This is a genomic window from Pseudomonas koreensis (assembly GCF_024169245.1).
Classification (GTDB): Bacteria; Pseudomonadota; Gammaproteobacteria; order Pseudomonadales; family Pseudomonadaceae; genus Aquipseudomonas; species Aquipseudomonas koreensis_F.
In genome coordinates, this window is record NZ_JALJWP010000001.1 from 4,625,738 (window position 1) to 4,646,630 (window position 20,893).

15 protein-coding genes are annotated in these 20,893 nt (G+C 57.2%); 4 read left to right on the forward strand and 11 right to left on the reverse strand.

The genetic code is table 11. The annotated features are described in order from the left end of the window. Positions 1 to 92 precede the first annotated feature (92 nt). The 8 genes from J2Y90_RS20360 to gspG form a co-directional block, all read right to left on the reverse strand. The gene (locus J2Y90_RS20360; protein WP_253502379.1) at positions 93 to 1,196 is read right to left on the reverse strand and encodes a substrate-binding domain-containing protein; all 1,104 of its coding nucleotides are present in this window, start codon (positions 1,194 to 1,196) and stop codon (positions 93 to 95) included. A gap of 473 nt (positions 1,197 to 1,669) precedes the next feature. Further along, complete coding sequence (gene gspF, locus J2Y90_RS20365; protein WP_253502382.1) at positions 1,670 to 2,881, reverse strand: type II secretion system inner membrane protein GspF; 1,212 nt, start codon at positions 2,879 to 2,881, stop codon at positions 1,670 to 1,672. After that, entirely contained in the window at positions 2,881 to 4,287 is a 1,407-nt protein-coding gene (gene gspE / locus J2Y90_RS20370) for a type II secretion system ATPase GspE (RefSeq protein ID WP_253502386.1), read from the reverse strand. The genes gspF and gspE overlap by 1 nt, the downstream gene beginning before the upstream one ends. 163 nt (positions 4,288 to 4,450) lie before the next feature. Then, entirely contained in the window at positions 4,451 to 6,817 is a 2,367-nt protein-coding gene (gene gspD / locus J2Y90_RS20375; protein WP_253502389.1) for a type II secretion system secretin GspD, read from the reverse strand. Beyond that, on the reverse strand, positions 6,814 to 7,362 hold the full coding sequence (gene gspM, locus J2Y90_RS20380; protein WP_253502392.1) for a type II secretion system protein GspM: 549 nt from the start codon (positions 7,360 to 7,362) through the stop codon (positions 6,814 to 6,816). Before gspM ends, gspD begins: the two co-directional genes overlap by 4 nt. Further along, complete coding sequence (gene gspL, locus J2Y90_RS20385; protein ID WP_253502395.1) at positions 7,355 to 8,476, reverse strand: type II secretion system protein GspL; 1,122 nt, start codon at positions 8,474 to 8,476, stop codon at positions 7,355 to 7,357. The genes gspM and gspL overlap by 8 nt, the downstream gene beginning before the upstream one ends. Beyond that, entirely contained in the window at positions 8,473 to 9,393 is a 921-nt protein-coding gene (gspK, locus tag J2Y90_RS20390) for a type II secretion system minor pseudopilin GspK (protein WP_253502398.1), read from the reverse strand. Before gspK ends, gspL begins: the two co-directional genes overlap by 4 nt. Before the next feature lie 47 nt (positions 9,394 to 9,440). Beyond that, complete coding sequence (gene gspG, locus J2Y90_RS20395) at positions 9,441 to 9,899, reverse strand: type II secretion system major pseudopilin GspG (RefSeq protein ID WP_056789534.1); 459 nt, start codon at positions 9,897 to 9,899, stop codon at positions 9,441 to 9,443. 149 nt (positions 9,900 to 10,048) lie between these two features. On the opposite strand from gspG, the gene gspI reads away from it, so the two are divergent. The 3 genes from gspI (at position 10,049) to J2Y90_RS20410 (ending at position 11,497) form a co-directional block, all read left to right on the forward strand. Then, positions 10,049 to 10,423, forward strand: a complete 375-nt coding sequence (gspI, locus tag J2Y90_RS20400; RefSeq protein ID WP_253502402.1) for a type II secretion system minor pseudopilin GspI — start codon at positions 10,049 to 10,051, stop codon at positions 10,421 to 10,423. 396 nt (positions 10,424 to 10,819) lie between these two features. Further along, positions 10,820 to 11,206, forward strand: coding sequence for a hypothetical protein (locus tag J2Y90_RS20405; RefSeq protein WP_253502405.1), 387 nt, complete (start codon positions 10,820 to 10,822; stop codon positions 11,204 to 11,206). Positions 11,207 to 11,257: 51 nt separating this feature from the next. Continuing rightward, positions 11,258 to 11,497 carry a hypothetical protein gene (locus J2Y90_RS20410; protein WP_083352611.1) on the forward strand — a complete coding sequence of 80 codons (240 nt, stop codon included), beginning with the start codon at positions 11,258 to 11,260 and terminating at the stop codon, positions 11,495 to 11,497. 76 nt (positions 11,498 to 11,573) lie between these two features. Here J2Y90_RS20410 and J2Y90_RS20415 read toward each other — a convergent pair whose 3' ends face one another. The 3 genes from J2Y90_RS20415 to J2Y90_RS20425 all read right to left on the reverse strand — a co-directional run bounded on the left by J2Y90_RS20415 (position 11,574) and on the right by J2Y90_RS20425 (position 18,384). Beyond that, the gene (locus J2Y90_RS20415; protein WP_016774969.1) at positions 11,574 to 11,933 is read right to left on the reverse strand and encodes a DUF6124 family protein; all 360 of its coding nucleotides are present in this window, start codon (positions 11,931 to 11,933) and stop codon (positions 11,574 to 11,576) included. Between the two features lie 507 nt (positions 11,934 to 12,440). After that, entirely contained in the window at positions 12,441 to 17,222 is a 4,782-nt protein-coding gene (locus J2Y90_RS20420) for a DUF3320 domain-containing protein (RefSeq protein WP_253502408.1), read from the reverse strand. 802 nt (positions 17,223 to 18,024) lie between these two features. Then, complete coding sequence (locus J2Y90_RS20425) at positions 18,025 to 18,384, reverse strand: DUF6124 family protein (RefSeq protein WP_253502410.1); 360 nt, start codon at positions 18,382 to 18,384, stop codon at positions 18,025 to 18,027. Positions 18,385 to 19,062: 678 nt separating this feature from the next. Here J2Y90_RS20425 and J2Y90_RS20430 point away from each other — a divergent pair. Then, positions 19,063 to 20,796: a DUF6119 family protein gene (locus J2Y90_RS20430; RefSeq protein ID WP_253502412.1), complete on the forward strand. Its 1,734-nt coding sequence runs from the start codon at positions 19,063 to 19,065 to the stop codon at positions 20,794 to 20,796. The last annotated feature ends 97 nt before the right edge of the window (positions 20,797 to 20,893 follow it).

A 20,893-nucleotide genomic window follows, 5' to 3' on the forward strand; every position in this document is an offset into this window, starting at 1 on the left:
TCACACAAACTTCATGATTGAGGAGTAGATCGGCGAAAAAAAATGGCAGCAGCCCGAAGGCTGCTGCCATTTCATTGCGCGTTTAGCAGGACTTACAAAGGACGACCCACGGCGTTGCAGACGCTGGCGTTGTTGATGTTCAGGTTGTTGCCGGTGGAGTTGGTGATGAAGTTGGCGGTTACAGCGGTTTTCCAGTTGGTCGGAACCGGAATGAAACCGTGAGCGGCAGTGGCCACGGCGTTGCCCGGAGTGCTGTAGTGCTGGGTCAGGAACGCTTTGACATCAGCGGCCACGGCTGCGTCCTTGTAGCACTGGCCGAAGATGAAGTTGGTGTAAGCCGCCATGGCGTAACCGCTGGACGGGTTGGCGACCACTGGCGACCACTGCGCAGGATTGGCCGGGTTGGTTGGCAGCTGGGCCGATGCCAGTGCCGTGTTGACGTTGGCGCTGGTTGGCTGAACGCCGTTGATGCGGGCAACGACAGCGTTGCTCGCAGCGTTGACACCATCCGGACCGACGTAACCGATCGAGCCGTCAACCGCATTGACTGCGGTGGCGACATCAGCGGTGTTGGCCACACCTACCCAGTTCGACGGCAGCGCGGAACCGGCTGGCAGACGGGCGTTGGTGAAGGTGGTGTTGACCGCGAATTTGGTCGGGCAGATCGCGTTCAGGTGACGGCTGAGGATTTCGGTGGTGCCGCTCGAAGTGCTGCGATAAACCACGCGGATGGCGGTGGTGTCGGCGGTACCCAACAACGCGCCCCAGGTAGTCTTGGTGCCAGACAACGCGTCGCACAACTGGGCGCTGGTGAGGTTGAGGGTGGTGTTGCCGGCTTTTTTGTACGGGATGGCTACCGAAGTGGCCACCGATGGCAGCTGGATCAACGGACCGTACGAAGCACCGAAGTTGGTGTTGTAGGTGCTGAGTTCCGCAGCGCTGAGGATCGAGTCGCTAGCGGCGAAATGAACAGTACCGGTGGTGCTGAACTGGGCAGCGTTGTTGGTCAGGAAAGCACTTTTGCCGATGCCGCTGCCGGTCACGGCGTAGCTGAAGTTGGCAGGCAGGATGCTGTTGGCAGAACCTTTGTACAGAGCGGCAGGCAGGGAAGCACCACCACCGGTAACGGCCATGGCTTGAGCGGAAGCCAGAGCGGCGACGGTCAGTGAGGCGGCGATCAGAGTGCGCTTGAACATGAAGAATCTCCTTTTCAACTTGGTTTGGAACACAGGTTTCGGAAGGCTTGCATGACACCGGGAGGGTCCACCGCAGTGGAGCCGCAGGGAGAAATTCGCAGTTTCCGGTGACAGATAAAGGAAAAAACCTCGGGAGCTGCGGGGGGATTTTTGCGCGGGTTTCTCGGGTGTTTGCGGTGATCGGCGGGCGCTCTGGAGCGGGGTTTTCGCTGAATCGGGCTGGAGCCGGTGACGGGTCGTTGCAGATGACAGAATGGAGAACCCGAGGATGGTTCTTTTGAGGCTCGGGTGATGCTGAAGTCCTGGAAAAAAATTGGATTGTTTGTTGCCCTCTCTGGCCTCTTCGCGAGCAAGCTCGCTCCCACAGGGATTGATGTTGTTAATGCAATTTACTTCACAACACCGAACACTGTGGGAGCGAGCTTGCTCGCGAAGGGGCCGGCCCAAACAGCATCAGTACTTCAGACACACCGCTACTGGACCAACTGATTGATCTCAATAATCGGCAACAACACCGCCATCACAATCACCAGTACCACCCCGCCCATCACCACAATCATCAGCGGCTCGAGCAACGCGGTCATGCCCATCGCCCGCCGTTCGATATCCCGCGACAACGTCTGCGCCGCGCGCTCGAGCATCGGCGGCAGCGAGCCGGTTTTCTCGCCGCTGGCGATCAGGTGAATCAGCACCGGCGGGAAAACATTCTCCACCCGCAACGCGGCGGCGAGGTTGACGCCTTCGCGCACTTTAGCCGTGGCCTCGCTGACACTCAGGCTCAAGCGGTCGTTGGACAGCGTCTGCCGCGCCGCTTCCAGTGCGCGCAACAACGGCACGCCGGCGCCGCCGAGGATCGCCAGAGTGGATGCGAATCGCGCGGTGTTCAGCCCGAGAATGAAACGCCCGAACAGCGGCAACTTCAGCACCCGGTGATGCCAACTCAGGCGCGCTGCCGGATTGCGCAAATACAAACGCCAACTCCAGAACGCCCCGGCGATGACCGCTGCGCACAACCAACCCCACGCCCGGATGAAATCACTGGCGGTGAGCATCGCCAGCGTCAGCCCCGGCAAATCCTGCCGCGCCTGAGAAAACGCGCTGACCACCTGCGGCACCACGTAGCTGAGCAGGAAAATCACAATGCCGATCGACACCAGCCCGACCACACCCGGATAGATGAACGCGGTAAGAATCTTGCCGCGCAGGTTGTTGCGTTCCTCGATGTAGTCAGCCAGTCGCTCCATCACCTGGGCCAGATCGCCGGACTCTTCGCCAGCGGCAATCAGCGCGCGGTAAATTTCGGGAAAATCCCGTGGCCGCGACGCCAGCGATTCCGCCAGACGCATGCCGCTGCGCACATCGGCGCGCACGGCGCTGAGGGTGTGGGCGATGTGTTTTTTCTCGGCCTGCTCGACCGTCGCGCTCAGCGCTGCTTCGAGCGGCAGACTGGCGCCGAGCAGGCTCGCCAGTTGCCGCGTGGCCCAAGCGAGGTCGTTGTCGGAGAGTTTGGCGCTGAACAATCCGCCGCCACCGTGTCGGGCAACGTTGCTTTCTTCGTGCACCGACAATGCCGTCAAACCGCGTCCGCGCAAGGCACTGAACGCCGCGCTCTGGCTGTCCGCCTCCAAGTGCCCGGACTCGATTTTTCCGCTGGCATCCGCCGCTTCAAAGCGATAGCGATTCATCAGGCGTCCCGTGTCACACGAAGGATTTCTTCCGGCGCGGTGGCACCGCTGCGAATCCAGCGTTCACCGTCCTCGCGCAGGCTAAACATCCCCGCTTTCGATGCCGCCGCGCGCAAGGCCTGCTCCCCTGCCCCTTGGTGAATCAGCGTGCGGATGTCGTCGTCGATGCAAAACAATTCGTGGATCCCGGTGCGGCCGCTGTAACCGGTGTGATTGCACGCCGCGCAACCGACCGGGCGCCAGGTGCCGGGCGTGGCTGGGTCTTCCTGTTTGCACTGATTGCACAGGCGGCGCACCAAGCGTTGCGCAAGCACGCCGAGCATCGACGAGGCCAGCAGAAACGGTTCGACGCCCATGTCGACCAAGCGGTTGACCGCCGACACCGCGTCGTTGGTGTGCAGCGTCGCCAGCACCAAGTGCCCGGTGAGCGAAGCCTGCACCGCGATTTGCGCGGTCTCGAGATCGCGGATCTCGCCGATCATGATGATGTCCGGGTCCTGGCGCAGAATCGCCCGCAGCGCCAGGGCAAAGGTCATGTCGATCTTGGCGTTGACCTGAATCTGGCTGATCCCCGGCAGGTCGTATTCGACCGGATCTTCCACGGTGAGGATGTTACTGGTGCTCGCATCCAGCCGCGCCAGCGCCGCGTACAGGCTGGTGGTTTTGCCGCTGCCGGTCGGCCCCGTGACGAGGACGATGCCGTGGGGCTGGCGGATCAGGTGGTCGAGTTTGGCCAGCACCTGCGCATCCATGCCGAGGGTTTCCAGATGCAAGCGCCCGGCCTGTTTGTCGAGCAGGCGCATCACCACGCGTTCGCCATGGCCGGTCGGCACCGTCGACACACGAATATCGATCGGCCGCCCCGCTACGCGCAACGCGATGCGACCGTCCTGGGGCAGGCGTTTTTCGGCGATGTCGAGCTGGGCCATGATCTTGATCCGCGACACCAGCGCACCGTGCAACGCCTTGCGCGGCGAGACCACATCACGCAGGGTGCCGTCGACGCGGTAGCGCACCACTGAATGGGTTTCGAACGGCTCGATATGAATGTCGCTGGCCTCGTCGCGCGCGGCTTGGGTGAGCAAGGCGTTGATCATGCGAATCACCGGCGCGCCGTCCTGGGTGTCGAGCAGGTCGGTGATTTCCGGCATGTCCTGCATCAGCCGATCGAGATCGACTTCGTTTTCCGCCGCGCCGACCACCGCCGCCGCACTGCCGGTGTCGGCGTAAGCGCTGGCGAGCAATCCATCCAGTTCATCGTCGCGCACGCGCTGTATCGTGGTCGCACCGAACTGACGCCGCGCCTCACTGATCGACCAGCCCGGTGTCGATGGGCACACCGTCAGCACATCGTCGCGCAGCAGAATCCGCTGCGCCTTGGCCCAGGCATACGGCAACCGACTCACGACAAGCACCTCCGTGTAGGAGCTGCCGAAGGCTGCGATCTTTTGATCTTGATCTTGATCTTGATCTTGATCTGCAGCGGCATCGAAAAAAGCAAAAGCAAAAGATCGCAGCCTTCGGCAGCTCCTACAGGTCCGTTTTCCAAATCAAGAGGTGTCGTCAGAGTCATTGAATGGGCACCGCTTTGATCGTTGCGCGCGGGCCTGACGTGGGTAAAACCGCCGGCACACCTTGCGCCGCCGCTGGCAATTGCGGCGCCTGCATGTCCGGCATCGCCCAGCTGCGTTCCGGTTGCAAGCCGCCCTGGGCGCGGCGCATGAAGTCGTAGCGGTTGAGGGTGATGCTGCGCCCCGCTTCGCTGTCGCGGATGATGTACGGGCGCAGGAACACCATCAGGTTGGTCTTGGTGATCGCCCGGCGTTCGTTGCGAAACAGCGCGCCGAGTCCCGGGATCGTCGACAGCCACGGCACCGCATCATTGCTCTGGCTGTAACCGTCCTGGAGCAAACCACCGAGGACCATGATCTGCCCGTCGTCGAGCAGAATGCTGGTGTCGATCGCCCGTTTGTTGGTGACGATGCCCGCCGAGGTCACGCTGTTGGACGCGCGCTCATCGATGCTGCTGACTTCCTGATAGATATCCAGCTTGACCGTGCCGCCCTCGGAAATCTGCGGGCGCACGTTGAGCTTGAGGCCGACCTCTTCGCGGGTCACGGTCTGGAACGGGTTGTTGCTGGTGCCCCCGCCGCCAGTGACGTAGCTGCCGCTGACAAACGGAATGGTCTGGCCGACAAAGATGCTCGCTGCTTCGTTGTCCAGGGTCAGCAGGTTCGGCGTCGACAGCACGTTGGTACCGCCCTTGCTCTTCAGCGCCCGCGCCAGCACTTTCAGGTCGAGAATCTTGCCGATGCCCGGGATGTCGACCGTGCCGTTGACGTAGCCGAGGTTCAAACCCTGCGGCAGTACGTCGATGCTGTTCTTGGCACCGGTGTTGAGCCCCGCGCCTCCCAAATTGGCGCCACCGATCACGCCTTTGCCGCCGAGGTTACCGGTCTGCCATTGCACACCGAATTCACTGGCATCGTCCTCGCCAACCTCGACGATCAGGCTTTCGATCACCACTTGCGCACGGCGCTGGTCGAGCAGATCGATAACCTCACGCAAGTTGCGATATAGCGGCTCTGGCGCGGAAATCAGTAGCGTGTTGGTGGTGGCATCCGCCTGAATCGTCACCCCGCCGGCGCTGAAGGCAACGTTCTGTTCGCTGCTCTGCGTACCACCACTACTGCTGCTGCCGCCACTGCCCTGCGCATAGCTGCCGCCAGTTCCGCCGCTGCCAGTCGTCGTTGAAGTGCCGGTGCTCGGCGTACTGCTCTGGCCGTTTTGCCCGGCATTGCCGCCAGTGCTGCTGCCCATGGCGCTGAGCACCGAACGCGCCGCGTCGCTGCTGCCGCTGTCACTCTCGCCGGTGAGCAAACCGCGCAACGCCTGCGCCAGTTTCGCTGCCTGGGCGTTGCGCAGATACACCACATGCAGATTGCTCGGATTGCTCTGCGCGTTGTCGAGTTTGTAGATCAGGTTGCGCGCCAGCTCGGTGCGCTCGGGGCTGCCGGCGCGGATGATGATGGTGTTCGAGCGCGGGTCGCCGATCACGGCGATTTTCTGCGTCGGATCATTGCCCGGCGCGTCGAGCAAGTCGGCCACCATCGGTGCGATGTCGGCGGCGATGCCGTTCTGGATCTGCACCACATCGGTGTCGATCGCGCTCGGCGTGTCGATGCTCTCGATCAGCTGCGCAACGCGGGTTAGGTTCTCGGCGTAATCAGTGATTACCACGGTGTTGTTGCCCGGATAGGCATTGATCGGATTGTTCGGCGAAACGATCGGGCGCAGCACCGGGATCAGGTTTACCGCGTTTTCGTATTGCAGGCGAAACGTGCGCGTGAGCATGCCGTTGCCGGCCGGTTTGTCGGCGCTGTAGATCGGCCCGCCGAGCAGTTTGGCGTCGGCCTCGGGAACCACCTGCGCAACGCCGCCGACATCGACCACACTGAAGCCTTGCATGCGCAACGCCGCGAGCAGCATGTCGTAAGCCTGCCGCGCCGGCACCTGACCTTCCGAGACCAGGGTCAGATTGCCCTTGACCCGAGGATCAACGAGAAACTGCTGCCCGGTAGCACGCGACAGCGCCCGTACCACCGCCTGAATATCCGCCTCGACAAAATTCAGCGTCACCGGTTGCTCGCCCAACGGATTGCGCGCCACCGCGTTGCTCGGCGCGCCACCGCTACTGCGCCCGCGCTGACTGATGTTGTGCAATTGCTTCGGCACCGGCCGCGCCTGGGCCTGCGCGCGCTCGCGATCAGCCACCGCATCGCCGCTGCGCTGGGTGTTGGCCAGCGGCCTGCCGAGTTCACTGTCGACCAACAGCGGCGGCTGATTCTGCGGCGCCGTGGTGCTGTTGCACGCGCTCAATGCCATCAGCAACAACGGCAGCGCCAGACGTGCCGGTTTGCAGCGTGACTCCTTCATGAAGCTTCCTTAGCGCCCTGCGCCTGATCCATGCGAACGGTGCCTGACAATGTGCCGGCGGTGACATCGGTCGAGGTTTCGTTTGCGCGTTGCAACTGCGCCTCGACCACCTGCAGAGAAAGTTGTGACGGCTGGCTGAGCAGCCAGTCGAGCAGCGCATCGGCCGGCGCGGCGTCGACATTCAACTGCCACGCCCCGCCGTCTGCTGCTTGTAATTGGTAATGCCCGGCCAGCCCCGCCGCTTGCAGACTTTGCTCCAGCGACTGGCCAACGCTTTGCCCCTGCGGCCGCACGTTGACGCTGCGCAACAGCACTTCCAGCGCCTCGGTTTGTGCGCGCAACTTGGGCGTTTCGCTCTGCCAAAAAGTGATCCTGGCCAATGGCGGCTGGACCAGCGTCAGCCAGATCAACAGACCGACAAGCACCAGCGCCATGCCGCCGACCATGCGTTTTTCGCGCAGCGCCAATGGCTGCCAACGCGCCTGCAACTGGCTGCTGAAGCGCTGCCAGCGCGCACGGTAAATCGCCAGCGTCGCCCTACTCATCGTCTGCTCCGCTGTCATCGTCTTCGTTGGTGTTGGCGCTGGATTCATCGCTCGGCCGCAGCGTCCAGCCTTGGTCATCGGCAGTGACGCTGATGCCGGCCTGGGCCAACGTGCTTTGCCAGTCCTTGTCGTTGCCGCCACGGTTTGCGTCGCTGAGCAGCGCCAGTTGCAAGACGCCGTCGCGATAGGTCAGGCGCTCGACACTGCCGGCCATAAACGGCATGCCTGTACCGGCCTGCAACACCAGCCGATTGAAGTTCTGCGCCGGATCATCGACCACGCCTTTTTGCCGCTGCTCCAGCTGCTGACGCGCCTGTTGCAGCGGGTTGAGAATCACCGGTAATTCGGGAAACGCCTGCTTCACCCGCTGACTCATCTGCGCCTTCAACTGCTGCCCCTGCCGCGCTTCGCGGGCGGCGTACAGATTCAGCCCGACCACCCAGACTGCCACCGCCAAAGCCACACAGCCGACCGCACGACCCCAGCCACGTTGCTCGCCGCCGCTTTGCTGCAGACCGCCGTGCAAACCCCAACCGGGCAAGGGACCGATCCAGCGCTGTGCTGATCCGGCTTCGAACGACGCCTCGTCAACTTCGTCACCGAGCAACGGCTCGACCTGCGCACTGTTCAAACTCTCGCGCCGGAGCAGATGACCGTCCGCCACACAAGCGACAACCCCCGGCAGCACCGGCAAGCTGTACGGCGCCGGATACAAACCGCGCAGGCTCAACCCCGCCTGCTTGAGCACCGCCACCAGACCCTGCAAATGCTGCCGCGAAACCCAGGCAATCTGCACCTGCCCGCTCGCATCGCGAGGGCTGTGAGCGATATGCATCTGGCTGCTGTCGCCGAGCATCAACGCCTGCGCCGCGCACTGCACAGCGGCTGCCGTTTTGTTCGCGGGCAGCGGCGGCAGATCAATGCTGGCGAGCAGGCTGTCGGCCGGATGCAGAAAACACAGCAATGGCGGCTGTTTCGGCCGTTGCCCCAACTGACTCAAAGTGAGCCGCTCCTCACGGATGACCTGCCCCTGACGATCCAGCCAGGCGCAGCTCAATTCGCTGTGCAACTCCAGCTCCGCCAATGGCGGCAACGCGACGCGCAACTGGCTCATGCGCCCACCCGCGACCAGATCACCTGCGGCAGCCGATCCTCACTGCGATGCAGCAACGCGTCGAGGCTGACCCGGCGCTGATCACGCCGCGCTTCACCGCGCAAACGAAACCAGTCACTGGTGATGCCGACCTTGACGCTGCTCACTTCCAACTGCGGCATGCGCAAGCGGTTCACAAAATCGCCGCGATTGATAAACCAGCGCCCGGCGTCACGCTCGGCAATCAACGCCGTCGCCCGCTCCAGCGAAAGCCCCGGCACATACGCCGCCAGCACCTGCGCCGTGGCGGTGTTGCCGTTGATCCACGTCGTCGCCGGAATCACCGTCACGTACGGCGCCAGTTGGCCGATCAGCGCATCCGTCACGCCTTCGACGCTGCGCAAATCATCCAGCGTGCGCAGCATCGGCACCTTCGGCTGTGGCGGTTTGTGATCGGCATCGGGCGAAGTCGCGCGGCCACTGTCGAAACCGGCTTTGCCCGTCGCGCCAATCTGCGCATTCAGCAGATGCGGATACCCGGCAATCACCCGCTGACGAATGCGCTGCCCGACAACGGCGCTCACACCAATCAGCTCGCACAAACGCTCAAACGCCTGCACCTGCGCCTCATCGATGCGCTCATTGGCGACCAGATTGCGCAGGTTGAACTTGCCCTGCTCGTCCTCCAGCCGCCCGGCAAAACCCGCAGCCAGCAACGGCTGCGCCCAAGGCTGGTCACGCCGGGTCAACGGATCACGCAGCCGCGCATCCCAGAGCAACTGCCGGCTGATCTCCAGACCACCCTGCGTCACCCAACGCCCCTGCACCCGCTGCTGATCGGCCTCCAGTGCACGGGTCGCCACGCTCTGGCGCGTCAACATCCCCGCCGCAATCACCGCCACCACCGCCGCAATCAACAACGCGCTGATAATCGCCATGCCCCGTTGCTTCGCCCCGTTGAGCGAACCTGTGTTCACGGCCGGCCTTACAACTGCCAAGAACCGATATCGGCATTCACGCCATCGCCGTCAGGCTGGCCATCGGCGCCGAGGGAAAAGATATCGACCTCACCATTCGCGCCCGGGTTGAGGTACTGATAAGGCCGGCCCCACGGGTCATTCGGCAAACGCTCCAGATACGAACGCCAGTTGCTGTTCTTCGCATCCGCCGGCCGCTCGACCAGCACCTTCAGCCCCTGATTCATGCTCGGATACGTGCCGTGATCGAGTCGATACAACTTCAACGCCTGCATCAACCCACCGATATCCTGCTTCGCCGCCGTCGCCCGCGCCTGATCCGGCCGGTCGAGCACCTTGGGCACCACCATCGCCGCCAGAATCCCCAGAATCACCACCACCACCATGATCTCGATCAAGGTAAAACCCTGCTGCCCACGCGGCATGCGCGGCGACTGACTGAGCGTTTTCAAAGGTGCGATATCCATCTCGACATTCCCTGGCTTGACCTGATTTCGACGCGCAGTGTTGCAAGAAGATATGTCAGGGATGTTGAAAATCCTCGGGTGTTTTAGTCGTCAAGCCGTCAAGGACGGGGGTTAGCGTCGAGGGCTGGGTTTTGGTTTTTGGGCCATGTATGCGCGCGCGAACGCGAGAGAAAGGATTCACCCTGATTGAAGTGCTGGTGGCACTGGCGATCATCGCCGTCGCCATGTCCGCCGCCGTGCGCGTCGCGGGGTTGATGACGCAGAGTAATGGGGTGTTGCGGGATAGATCGATCGCGCTGATTGCCGCGCAGAGCCGGATGGCTGAACTACGCCTGGAAGGCCGGTTGCCGAATGGGATGAAGGCTGTTGAATGTGATCAAGGAAGATTGTTGTTGCGCTGTGAACAGGTGATCGCTACCGCAGAAAATGGACGGCTGCTCAGGATTGGAATCCAAGTATTTGATCGCAACCAGGATGCGCCGCCACTCGCAAAACTAGAAACCCTGCTAACCCACCCCCAGTAGGAGCTGCCGAAGGCTGCGATCTTTTGATCTTCCCTCCCGCAACCAACAAAAATCCCCTGTGGGAGCGAGCCTGCTCGCGAAGGCGCAGTATCAGGCACCGAAATGGTCACATGTGCCTCCGCCAGCCTTACCAGCCAGGTTCTACAAATCTCAGCGACCATGACGGTCTCCAATCCGGCTTCAAAATCATGCGAAGCGCAGGGAATCGATGGCTGCGATCGACGAAGCTGCACTGGCGTAGGTCAGTCGACTACCAAAGTCTGCAACCCTGCCTGATAGCAGCTCCCCTTCTCCCCGACAGTTACTGAGCCATAAGCAGACCTTCAAGCCATTGACCATATACACTCGCAAAATTGCTCAAAGTCTGATGCAACTGTTCAGGGAGAAAAGGGATTCATGAGTCTTGATCTGCACTTGGAAGCCGATAGCGCGCTCACAATCTCAGCGCTGAAAAGCGCCCTTGAGAATGCAGGAGCTCTAGAAATAGATGTAGCGGGTGATGGCTTGTTCGCCATATTTGCCTCGGGACTTAGGGTGAGCGGCGGCGACGTAACAGATGACTCTACGATCTACGCTGAGAATAAAAAGGGTATCGAGTTTCCTGTCGCTTTGCGTTGCACCATCAGAATAAAAGGGGCTGACGCTGAGGGACACTCGCCTATGGAGGATTTGGATAAAATCGCTGAATCAATATCGCAGTCATGTCCCGCCTTCTTTCTAATTAGCTTTCAATTCGAACAAACCTTGTACTGGCGGGATGCGAAAGGGCTGCATCGACCTTGAGATCGGTGCCCGCGCGTGCGCCATAAAGGCAGGGGAAAACGAGCTATGAGTATGAAACATGAACTTTGGTTGGAACCTGATGGTTGCCAGACTTTCTGCCTGGCCGGAATTCACGGTGATGACGCGCGCAGTCTACTTTCACCAAACTCCCAGCTGATCTGGACAGTCGAAGCTGACAGTTACTTCGAGGCGATGACCAAATACTATTCCTTCATGGAGTGGGGTGAATACCGGACAGACTTTCCGGAGCATGATCAGATGTCCTACGCAGAGCACGGATGGGATGAGTAACGGGGCCACGAGATAGGATCGCGAAGGCGCCAGCTCTGACGACAAATCACCTATCTGGCGCCCCCGGTCATTTACCTCACCCCGCCACCTCCAAATTATCCATCACCCGATTCACCGCCAGCTCCCCCAACATGATCAGTTGAGCAACCCCCAACAACGCCCGCCGCTGCGGCGCCGGCAACAGACTGGAAATGTCCTGAGCAATCGTCTTCGCCGAAGCCAGCGTTTCACTCGCATCAGCCAGCAGTTCTTCATTCTTGGTATCCGCCGTCACCGCATACATCCCACGCGCCTTGCGCGGCGGAGGCAGGAGATTGTTTGGTGATAGGTAATGATCGAGCGCGCGGTCAGCGGCTTCGTGGAGCTTGTTGGAATCGAGGGATTCGTAGGGAGACGTGGGATCGGTTTCGGGTGGGTTGGGTGTTGGTTTGATCATGGTGAAGCTCCATTTTTATACCTGGTGGAACCACCAAAACCTGTCGCTAAACAAGTAAGGGTGGCAGCTGTGCGCGGGTTAGCGAACCGAGAGGTATAAGACCCGGCAGACCCGAAGGTCTCCCACGCACAGCCACCATAGCGTCATCGCAAACGCGACAAACTGGAGCGTCGTTGAACTTATACCTGGTCGAGTCGCTAAACCCGGTCGCTGGATTGCCAGCGGCCCATAGACGATATAGACCAGGTACAAAGCCCACAAGCCGGCGGATTCTGGCGTAGCTGTAGGCAAAGGCGCAAGGATATGTAGCCTGAGAGCGTGACTGGAGATGTCTTTTTAAACATCGGGTTTATCTAGACATCGTTGCGCCACGTCTTCCGAATAAAGACATTCCATCCCTGATCTCTTCAGCTGCCATTTATGCGTGATGACGAAGGCCGCTCTCGGTTAAAAGCGGCGAGCCTTCGATTCGCCTGGATGGTCCATTTGAAGCTTGAATGGCGACTACTAAAGCAAGGGCGAATCAAGAGTCACCATCCCACCTACCAACTTCAAACGCCCGGTGCTGACCAGAAAAATAATCCTTTGGTCAATCATCCCAGTTATCTTCGTGGTTGCCCGTCCAAAGCCTAGAAGCGCCAGCGCTCCCGAAATTGCTTCTTCCCGACTCATCGAGAATCCAAGGGTGACCGTATCTACTAGTGCCTGATCAAGTTCTTCCGGGGCGACCCACTCCACCTTACGTTCCGAAGATTCAAAATGAGCCCGGCTACGGATAGGAATAGACGTGTTTTCAATTGAATATATGAAGCCGCCTCGCCCATGGAATAATCGGTGCTGCACGCCAAGTCGAATAGCCTGTTCGACCGCGCTGGTGATCCTCGAGCCTGCCCTTGTCACACCGAATGCATCCATGAGTCGGCGGGTGACTTCAGTGGTGTGCACCGGAGATTCGACCTCGACCACAGTACAAATCATCTGCATCAAGTGCTCTGGCTTTTCCTGATGTAGTTCATTCAACGAGGCTACGGGTGCGAGTCGAGCTTTCACGTATTGCCTAGTTGCGCTTGGCATAGTTTCAACGGCCGGGACGTCCCGGAAGATCTCATGCTTCGGTTCTGGCACCACTTGGGGAAGCGCTTGCCGCCCCTCAGCGATTTTGGCACGAGCCGCTTCGATCGCTGCGACGACACGTATGATTTCCTGCTGAGGATTGCGAAACCAATCCGTGCTCCAAATCCTGTGAAAATTCCAGCCCAGCCCCTCCAGCACACCTTGGCGCAGGCGATCACGATCACGCGCTGATCGTGAGCTGTGATAAGCGGCTCCATCACATTCGATCGCCAGGACATACCGCCCCGGATACTCGGGATCCTTAACGGCAATATCGATGAAGTAACCTGCGGTTCCTACTTGAGGCTCCACCACATAGTCTCGGTCTCGCAGCGCCTCGATCACTTCCAGCTCGAATGGTGAGTCCGCTGCTTTACCGGTCTCGCATGCGACTTCGAGTTCGCCCGTCTCAGCATATTTCAGGAAATTCTTCAGCGCCCTGACGCCTTGCGGCGCGTTGGAGTCGAGTTCAAGCTCTTCGGCCTTGAAGTTGCTGAATACGCGCATAGCCAATTTGGCCCGGGTGATCAGAACGTTGAGACGGCGATGGCCGCCTTCGCGGTTTACCGGACCAAATTCCTTAGCAATGCGGCCGGACTCGTTACGCCCGTAGCCGATGCTGATAAATATCTTGTCACGCTCATCGCCCTGTATGTTCTCGAGGTTTTTGACGAAAAATGGCTCACTTCCTTGGGCGGTAAAGAACGCTTCCGCTTCCGGGGTTTGACGACGCAATAATTCGATTTCCACCTGAATCAGATCACGCTGCGCAACGCTGAAGGCAGCTACTCCCAGCGATAAATCGGGCGTGCGAATCGCGTGTTCCATAACCGCGTTCGCGACAGCCTTGGCTTCCCCCTTGTTCGTGCGGGTACGACCCCGGTCATAGATTGCATCGGGCAGGTAGTCAAAGCTGATGCCCGTTGCGTCAGGATGTTGTCCCGCCGATGGGAAAACCACCAATTTGCTGTCGTAAAACTCGACATTAGAGACCGCGATCAACGACTCGTGTCGGCTCCTATAGTGCCAGCGTAAATAGCGCTCCTGGCTACCGGCGGCCTTGAACATGCTCAGGATACTTTCAACGTCGGCAGTGGCGCCCTCCTCGTCTTCCATCTCGACCTCTCGACTGAAGAAGTCGGTAGGTGGCATCTGGCGGGTGTCCCCCACAACCACGACTTGCTTGCCGCGCATGATTGCACCAAATGCGTCGACTGCTTTCACTTGGGAGGCTTCGTCGAATACCACCACGTCGAACTCGACTTTGCCCGGTGGGAGGAAGTTGGCGATCGACATGGGGCTCATCATGAACACCGGTTTAATTTGCTGGATCGCTCGCCCCGCTTTCTCGATCATCTGCCGAATGGGCATATGGCGGCGCTTCTTGTTAAGCTCTCCTCGCAGCACAGCCATCTCGCCGGGCTGGTTGATATTGGGCATTTCCTCCCACGCCTGCTTAGCGAGGGAGGTCTGAGCGTGATTGAGGGAGGCAAGATCAAGCGACTTGAAACGCGCGATCTGGTGCTCGTGCTTGATTCTGTCGAACTGCTGGAGCGCCGGATTATGGGCGTAAACCGATTGGACCAGGCCTGCGTACCAAGAGAGATCCAGAATAGCGGTGAGGTTTTCGTGCTGGTCGCTCTTGATGGCGATGCTAAGCAGCTCGCCCAGATTGGCAGTGAGCATCTGGCCCGCGAGCACGTTGAATCGCGACATTTGATAGAGCGCGGTGAGGTTGCTCTGCCATTCCTGCAGACGCGCCTCCAGTGTAGCCAGAGAGAGTTTTCTCACATCAGCTTTAGCGTTCTCCTCCTGCAGGCCAGTAACTTCCAGCGAATCACGAATCGCTTTGTCCAGCCCGCTGACATGCTGCTCTACATCAGCTACTGCATCGCCCAATCCCGTGGCATCGGCGTGACCGGCCAAGAAGGCAATGATGCCCTGAGGAATCTGTCCCTGCCCCAAGTCGTCATGCAGCTGAATCACCCAAGCACTTAAGCGCTCAAGCACAAGCCAATCGGTCTTCTGGCGTTGCCACTGGGCGCCAAAAAGCGCACCACCCAAGCCTTCGTGCTGGTCGTAAATCTTCTTGTTTTGTTGATAGGTCAAGACCGCATCAACCAGCTCCAGCATGCCTGCGTTGCTTTTCGGCAATACCTCGCGGACAAGTCCCTGTAATCGGGTACGCGACGCTCGGAAGCGCCCCGAAAAAACTCTCCACCATTTCTCACCGTAAGCTTGCAGGCTCTGGCGGACCTCCAGAAGATCTTGTTCCCAAGCCGCATCGATCAACTGTTTGTCGAACTGATCGCGACAGGCAGACATCTTCTCGCCCGACTCGAGCAATTCATGAATGGAATCGCGACGCGACTGCCACTCCCCCGTGGAAATTTTGATGCCCTCAAGTCGCGGAGCTTCCGCCGCCCGGCGCGCGGCTCGGCAGATAACATCAACGTCTGCCAAAGTAGCCGGCTCGGTTAGCATCAATCGCTCGGACAGCGCGCTAGTCGCGGATTGCAAGGCATGGAGGTGAGAGATCGCCAACTGCAAAGCATCATTGGCATTGCTTTGTTCGATCGGAGAGAAAAAAGTCCGCTGGCTGCCCCAGAACGGGCTGCGATCCGGTCGCCCCATTACGTTGAGATGTAGCACTAGTTCTTCGACCAACTCTCGCAGCTTTCGCTGTTGGATGAAGGTCCAGCCGGACATTGGCCCAAACGGGATCAAAGGAAGCCCCGGATAAACTCGCTTCAACTTTAGGTAACGACCAAGCGCATCGAGAAAGGGCAAGCCACTCGCCCCGGCCGAAGCGCTGACGGCTTCGCAATATTTATTAAGGGAATCCTGCAGCTCTTTCAGACTTGCGAGATCTCCTTCTACGCCTTTGGTCATTGGCCGCCCTTGGCTAAGGGTTCGCCCCAACTCCTTGAGTACAGACTGTTTGGTGGATTTGTGGGAATGCAGCTCAAGTACCGCGTCGCCGAGATGGCTCTCATCCAGGCGGCGCTTCACCACCTCCAAGGCCGCCATCTTCTCGGCCACGAACAGTACCTTTTTCTTCTGACCAATCAGCTCGGCGATGATGTTGGTAATTGTCTGGGACTTGCCGGTACCGGGTGGCCCCTGGATCACTAGGTTGGAGCCTTCGCGTACTTCCAGGATCGCTTCGGTCTGGCTGCTATCGGCGTCCTTCACGAAACGGACTTCACCCGGACTGATCACCGAGTCGATATTCAAGTCCTCGGGATAGGCCGCGCGCAGATCGCCGAATCCCGCGCCCAGCAAGCGCTTCATTACCGGGTTGGCATCGGGTTGTTTGTCTTCTGGCCAGCTTTTCGGATCGAGATCTTTGAACATCAGGAACTTGCCGAACGAGAAAAAGCCCAGTGCAATCTCGTTGCTGGCAACCTTCCATCGCGATTGTTTACTGACTACAGCAGCAACATCGCTAAAAAAACGTTCCAGACTTTCGTCGTCCGTATCGAAGGTTTCCTCGTCGACCGCACAAGAACTCAGATCTAGCCCAAAGTCGGTCTTGAGCTTGGCGACCAGAGATAAGTTCGGCATCAGCTCGTCACCGGAGTACCTCAGTTTGAACGCATCTTTGGCCCCACTGCGTTCGAGGCTGACGGGTAGCAAGATCAGAGGCGCCTTCCGCAGGTTCTCAGAGCTGTCAGCCTCGTACCAATGCAGGAAACCAAGGGACAGGAACAGCGTATTGACGCCCTGCTCTTCGATAAAGCCTTTGGCCTCGGTATGGATTTTCAGTAACTGGAGGAAAAGCCGATCATCTTCGATGGTGGTCTGCAAGCGCGTATCGAGGTGACGTCGAGGCTTGCCAGTTTCAATCTCGCCTGCGTCGCCAGCAGCGGTATCCCAGTCCAGGCTATCGAGCTCATACAACAACTCTTCATCGCCGGGGCTATCGCTAGCATCCTCCCCCTCCTCGACCGACTTGGAGGTCTTCACCAACTCCGCCAGCGCTTTGCGAGCCATCGGCGCAAAAGTCATGGCTTTGTCCTGGCGATAAAGGATCTTGAAAACCTCTTCGGACCGCTCGTCGACCACCATAAGGGTCTTGGCGGTCTTGCGGAAATTGAGCATGTTGTTGCGAAGCCCGATATCCAGAAGCTCTTTGCGACTGCTCTGTAGCTTCTGGCCGATCACTGCACTCATAAGGAACCCTGCTATCTGAATTTACAAATCGACGGCTTCGATCGTGTCCACCGCTTGGGAGAAACCCAGTGAAAAGCGGCCGAAATATGACCTAAGCGGGGACAACTCATCGGATATAAAGATTGCTGAGCTTAGCTTGCTAAGCTGACAAGGATCAGGGAAAGGAATGCAGGCGGGTGAGCCGGTCGAGTAATCACTCTTGAGCGCCTTTCCTTGGAAGTCGAATACTTAATATCCTTTTGCCAGCAACATATCCGCAGCATGAATATTGGTAAAGAAATAAGTGATCCCCAGTCATCGCCTTTAGCTTGGTGCAGATGCTTCGAGATCACCCGATCACTTAATTCGTAGAGGGACGAGTGATGAGGGAGTCGTTCTGCGGGGCAGGTAAGTAGACTTGATTCAGCGACCAAGCGTAACGGCTAGAAGGAGAAGGAGGAGTTTGCGAAGTAGATCGTTAAAGGGGGCGGAGATCTTACGCCGTTCGGCCAATTCCATTTATTTAGAAATCCTTGCCGCCAGCACGCTAAATGAGTCTAACCCACTCGAAACGGGCTGCTGGCTCCCCCAACATAGTGGGCAAGCGCAGCCCCACCGGTTCAGCTTAGGGCTGAATACTAGTGCTGATTTAGAGCCTCGAATCAATAGTTATTTTGGACGGATCGAAGCCGAGAACGACCGCTTATTGCAGATGAAAAAACGCGATCAAGGGAACTGATTTATTTCCGAGCAAAATAATCAGTCCCCGCAAAATTGCCAAGGGGCTCTCCCCCCGCAAACCGTTCGGATGTCGTGACCCGCATTAGCCCGGCATTTCGAGATTATCCATCACCCGATTCACCGCCAGCTCCCCCAGCATGATCAGTTGAGCGACCCCCAACAACGCCCGCCGTTGCGGCGCCGACAACAGACTGGAAATGTCCTGAGCAATCGTCTTCGCCGAAGCAAGGGTTTCACTCGCATCAGCCAGCAATTCTTCATTCTTGGTATCCGCCGTCACCGCATACATCCCACGCGCCTTACGCGGCGGAGGCAGGAGATTGTTGGGCGACAGGTAATGATCGAGCGCGCGGTCAGCGGCTTCGTGGAGTTTGTTGGAATCGAGGGATTCGTAGGGAGATGTGGGATCGGTTTCGGGCGGGTTGGGTGTTGGTTTGATCATGGTGAAGCTCCATTTTATACCTGGTGGAACCACCAAAACCTGTCGCTAAACAAGTAAGGGTGGCAGCTGTGCGCGGGTTAGCGAACCGAGAGGTATAAGACCCGGCAGACCCGAAGGTCTCCCACGCACAGCCACCATAGCGTCATCGCAAACATCTGCGACAACTGGAGCGTCGTTGAACTTATACCTGGTCGGGTCGCTAAACCCGGTCGCTGGATTGCCAGCGACCCATAGACGATATAGACCAGGTACAAAGCCCACAAGCCGGCGGATTCTGGCTTAGCTGTAGGCAAAGGCGCAAGGACATGTACCCTGGGAGCGTGACCGGAGATGTCTTTCTAAACAAGGATGTTTAACGAAACGTCATCCGTCTCGAACCTTAGCGAAATACGTGCTCTAGTCACGCGCTTAAAATATGCACCCTTCCTCCTAACCATTGATTTAAAACAACAGATTTAGCAAATCTGGTCGCCATCGTACGATAGTCATTGGTGACGTCCCTCCTGATTTCGGTCATTTCCAGCTATTGGTGCCCGCCAGAAACGTACCTTGGGGTTAGGAGTCAGTCCGATCACCCGGAAAATTTCCTGCCTACCCAAAACGCTAAGGGTTGTTTATTGACATAACCACTAATGCTGCTTAGCTATTGAATAATCCGCGTCTAATCAGGGGATAACCATGGCCGACCAAGGAGTTGAAATCGCCCAAATATCATTTTTTCTCTCAAGAGAAGAAAGAAAAGTCGACTCTATACTCGACAAAAAAAAAGATGTTTTAAAAAACTCATCTGCGCGAGAATTCATGTTTTCGGTCAATGAAACAGATTGTCACTTCATTTATTTTGAGACAACGAGCGCAAAATCAAATCCGCCCTGGTTGAACTTCATCAATGAAAAACTTCCATCGGTAGCAGCACCTCTCTTCAGCTCGAAAACCAAAAACCCAAATGGAATTTTATTTTTAACCGTCAACGAAAGGGTGTTTGCTGCGACCTTTGGCCGCAGTGCCGCAAGCTATCTAGATCGAAGTGCTTTCGAGCCGGATTTTGGAATAAAAACAGCTATGAACATGTGCGGCAACGAAGAAATACGTCAGACAAAAAGCGAGAGCCACGCAATTACCCCTACACACATCGACAGACAAGTAAACAAGCCGATTGACTCTTTCGCTTTCGGCCTTAGCGAAGCGGAGGACCTTAGGTATATATCGGCTCACATGAAAGACCACAGAAATATAACTCTACAAGGTCGCAATAACTTAACAATAAAAATCATTGGACAAGATAAGCTGAATTGGCAGCTATTGATTGGCTATTGCGAAGATTTTTTAGTTGCCTATGCAAGCAAGGATTACACCAAGCTTTTCCCAAACTACAAGCATTTTGACGAAGCAACGGAGTCAGAAAGCACAACACTAGATGAGCACCTGCTCACTCACCTTCGATCAAAAAACACAAGCAGTATTAGTCTAGGGATTCCCGAAGTACTAATTGATCCGGATTACGGATTCTCATATTCAAATAACAAACGGTCCGGCGATAGGACTTATGCATACCTAGACATCTGCCAACTATTCGACCACATGAAGGCTGAAAAAATAACATCCACATCATTGAAATCAAAACATATTTATGCGTATTCCCATGAAGAAAACCAAGTGCTAGGCTACAAGAAATGGCCGATTTACAACTGCATATCTTTTGAACAAGCTTTGGGAGATAAATACTTTGTATTAAGCGACGGGAGATGGTTGGAAGTAGACAACGACTTTTACACCGAGATCACAAACTTCACTAAAGCCACACTGCACGAAGAGGCCTGCGAAGAGATATATAGACATATCGATATCAGTGACGATATAAAAATGCAAAACAGAGAGAGCATTTTTAATAAAAAAATATGTGAGATCCGCCCTTCGTGCGTTTTGTTTGACCAAGCGAAGCTTCAGATCGGATCCGGTCGCAAAGACAAAGAATTTTGTGACATTTTAGATCTCACGGACGATAATAAGATGAGAATCATTCATTGCAAACCATACAAAAACTCCTCATCAACAAACTATTTGTTCTCACAAGCTCAATTCTACTGCCATGCATTCATTAATGACCAAATTTTTCTCGACGAAATCAGGCGCCACACAAGTTTGTCTGTTAGCACACGAAAACTAGAATACCTAGAGTACATAAAATCCAATATTGCGGACATCCATGGTAAAGACTACATTGTGTGCCTATGGCTGCTATGCGATCAGCGCGTACCGACGCCAATTAAAACTGACATACCATTGATGGCTCAGTATGAATTAAAATTGATGCACGAACATTTGCGAAACGCATGCAAATTTCAGGATGTAATAATACGATTCATCCCCACCATTAAGAAGAATTATATCAGAGATATTTCCCACTTATGAATCATCGCAGACTGATCGAATAAGAAAATAAATCAATGCCAGATTTTATTAGGATTTCATCAATCGAAGATCACCTAAGTGGATCCATGCCAGCCAC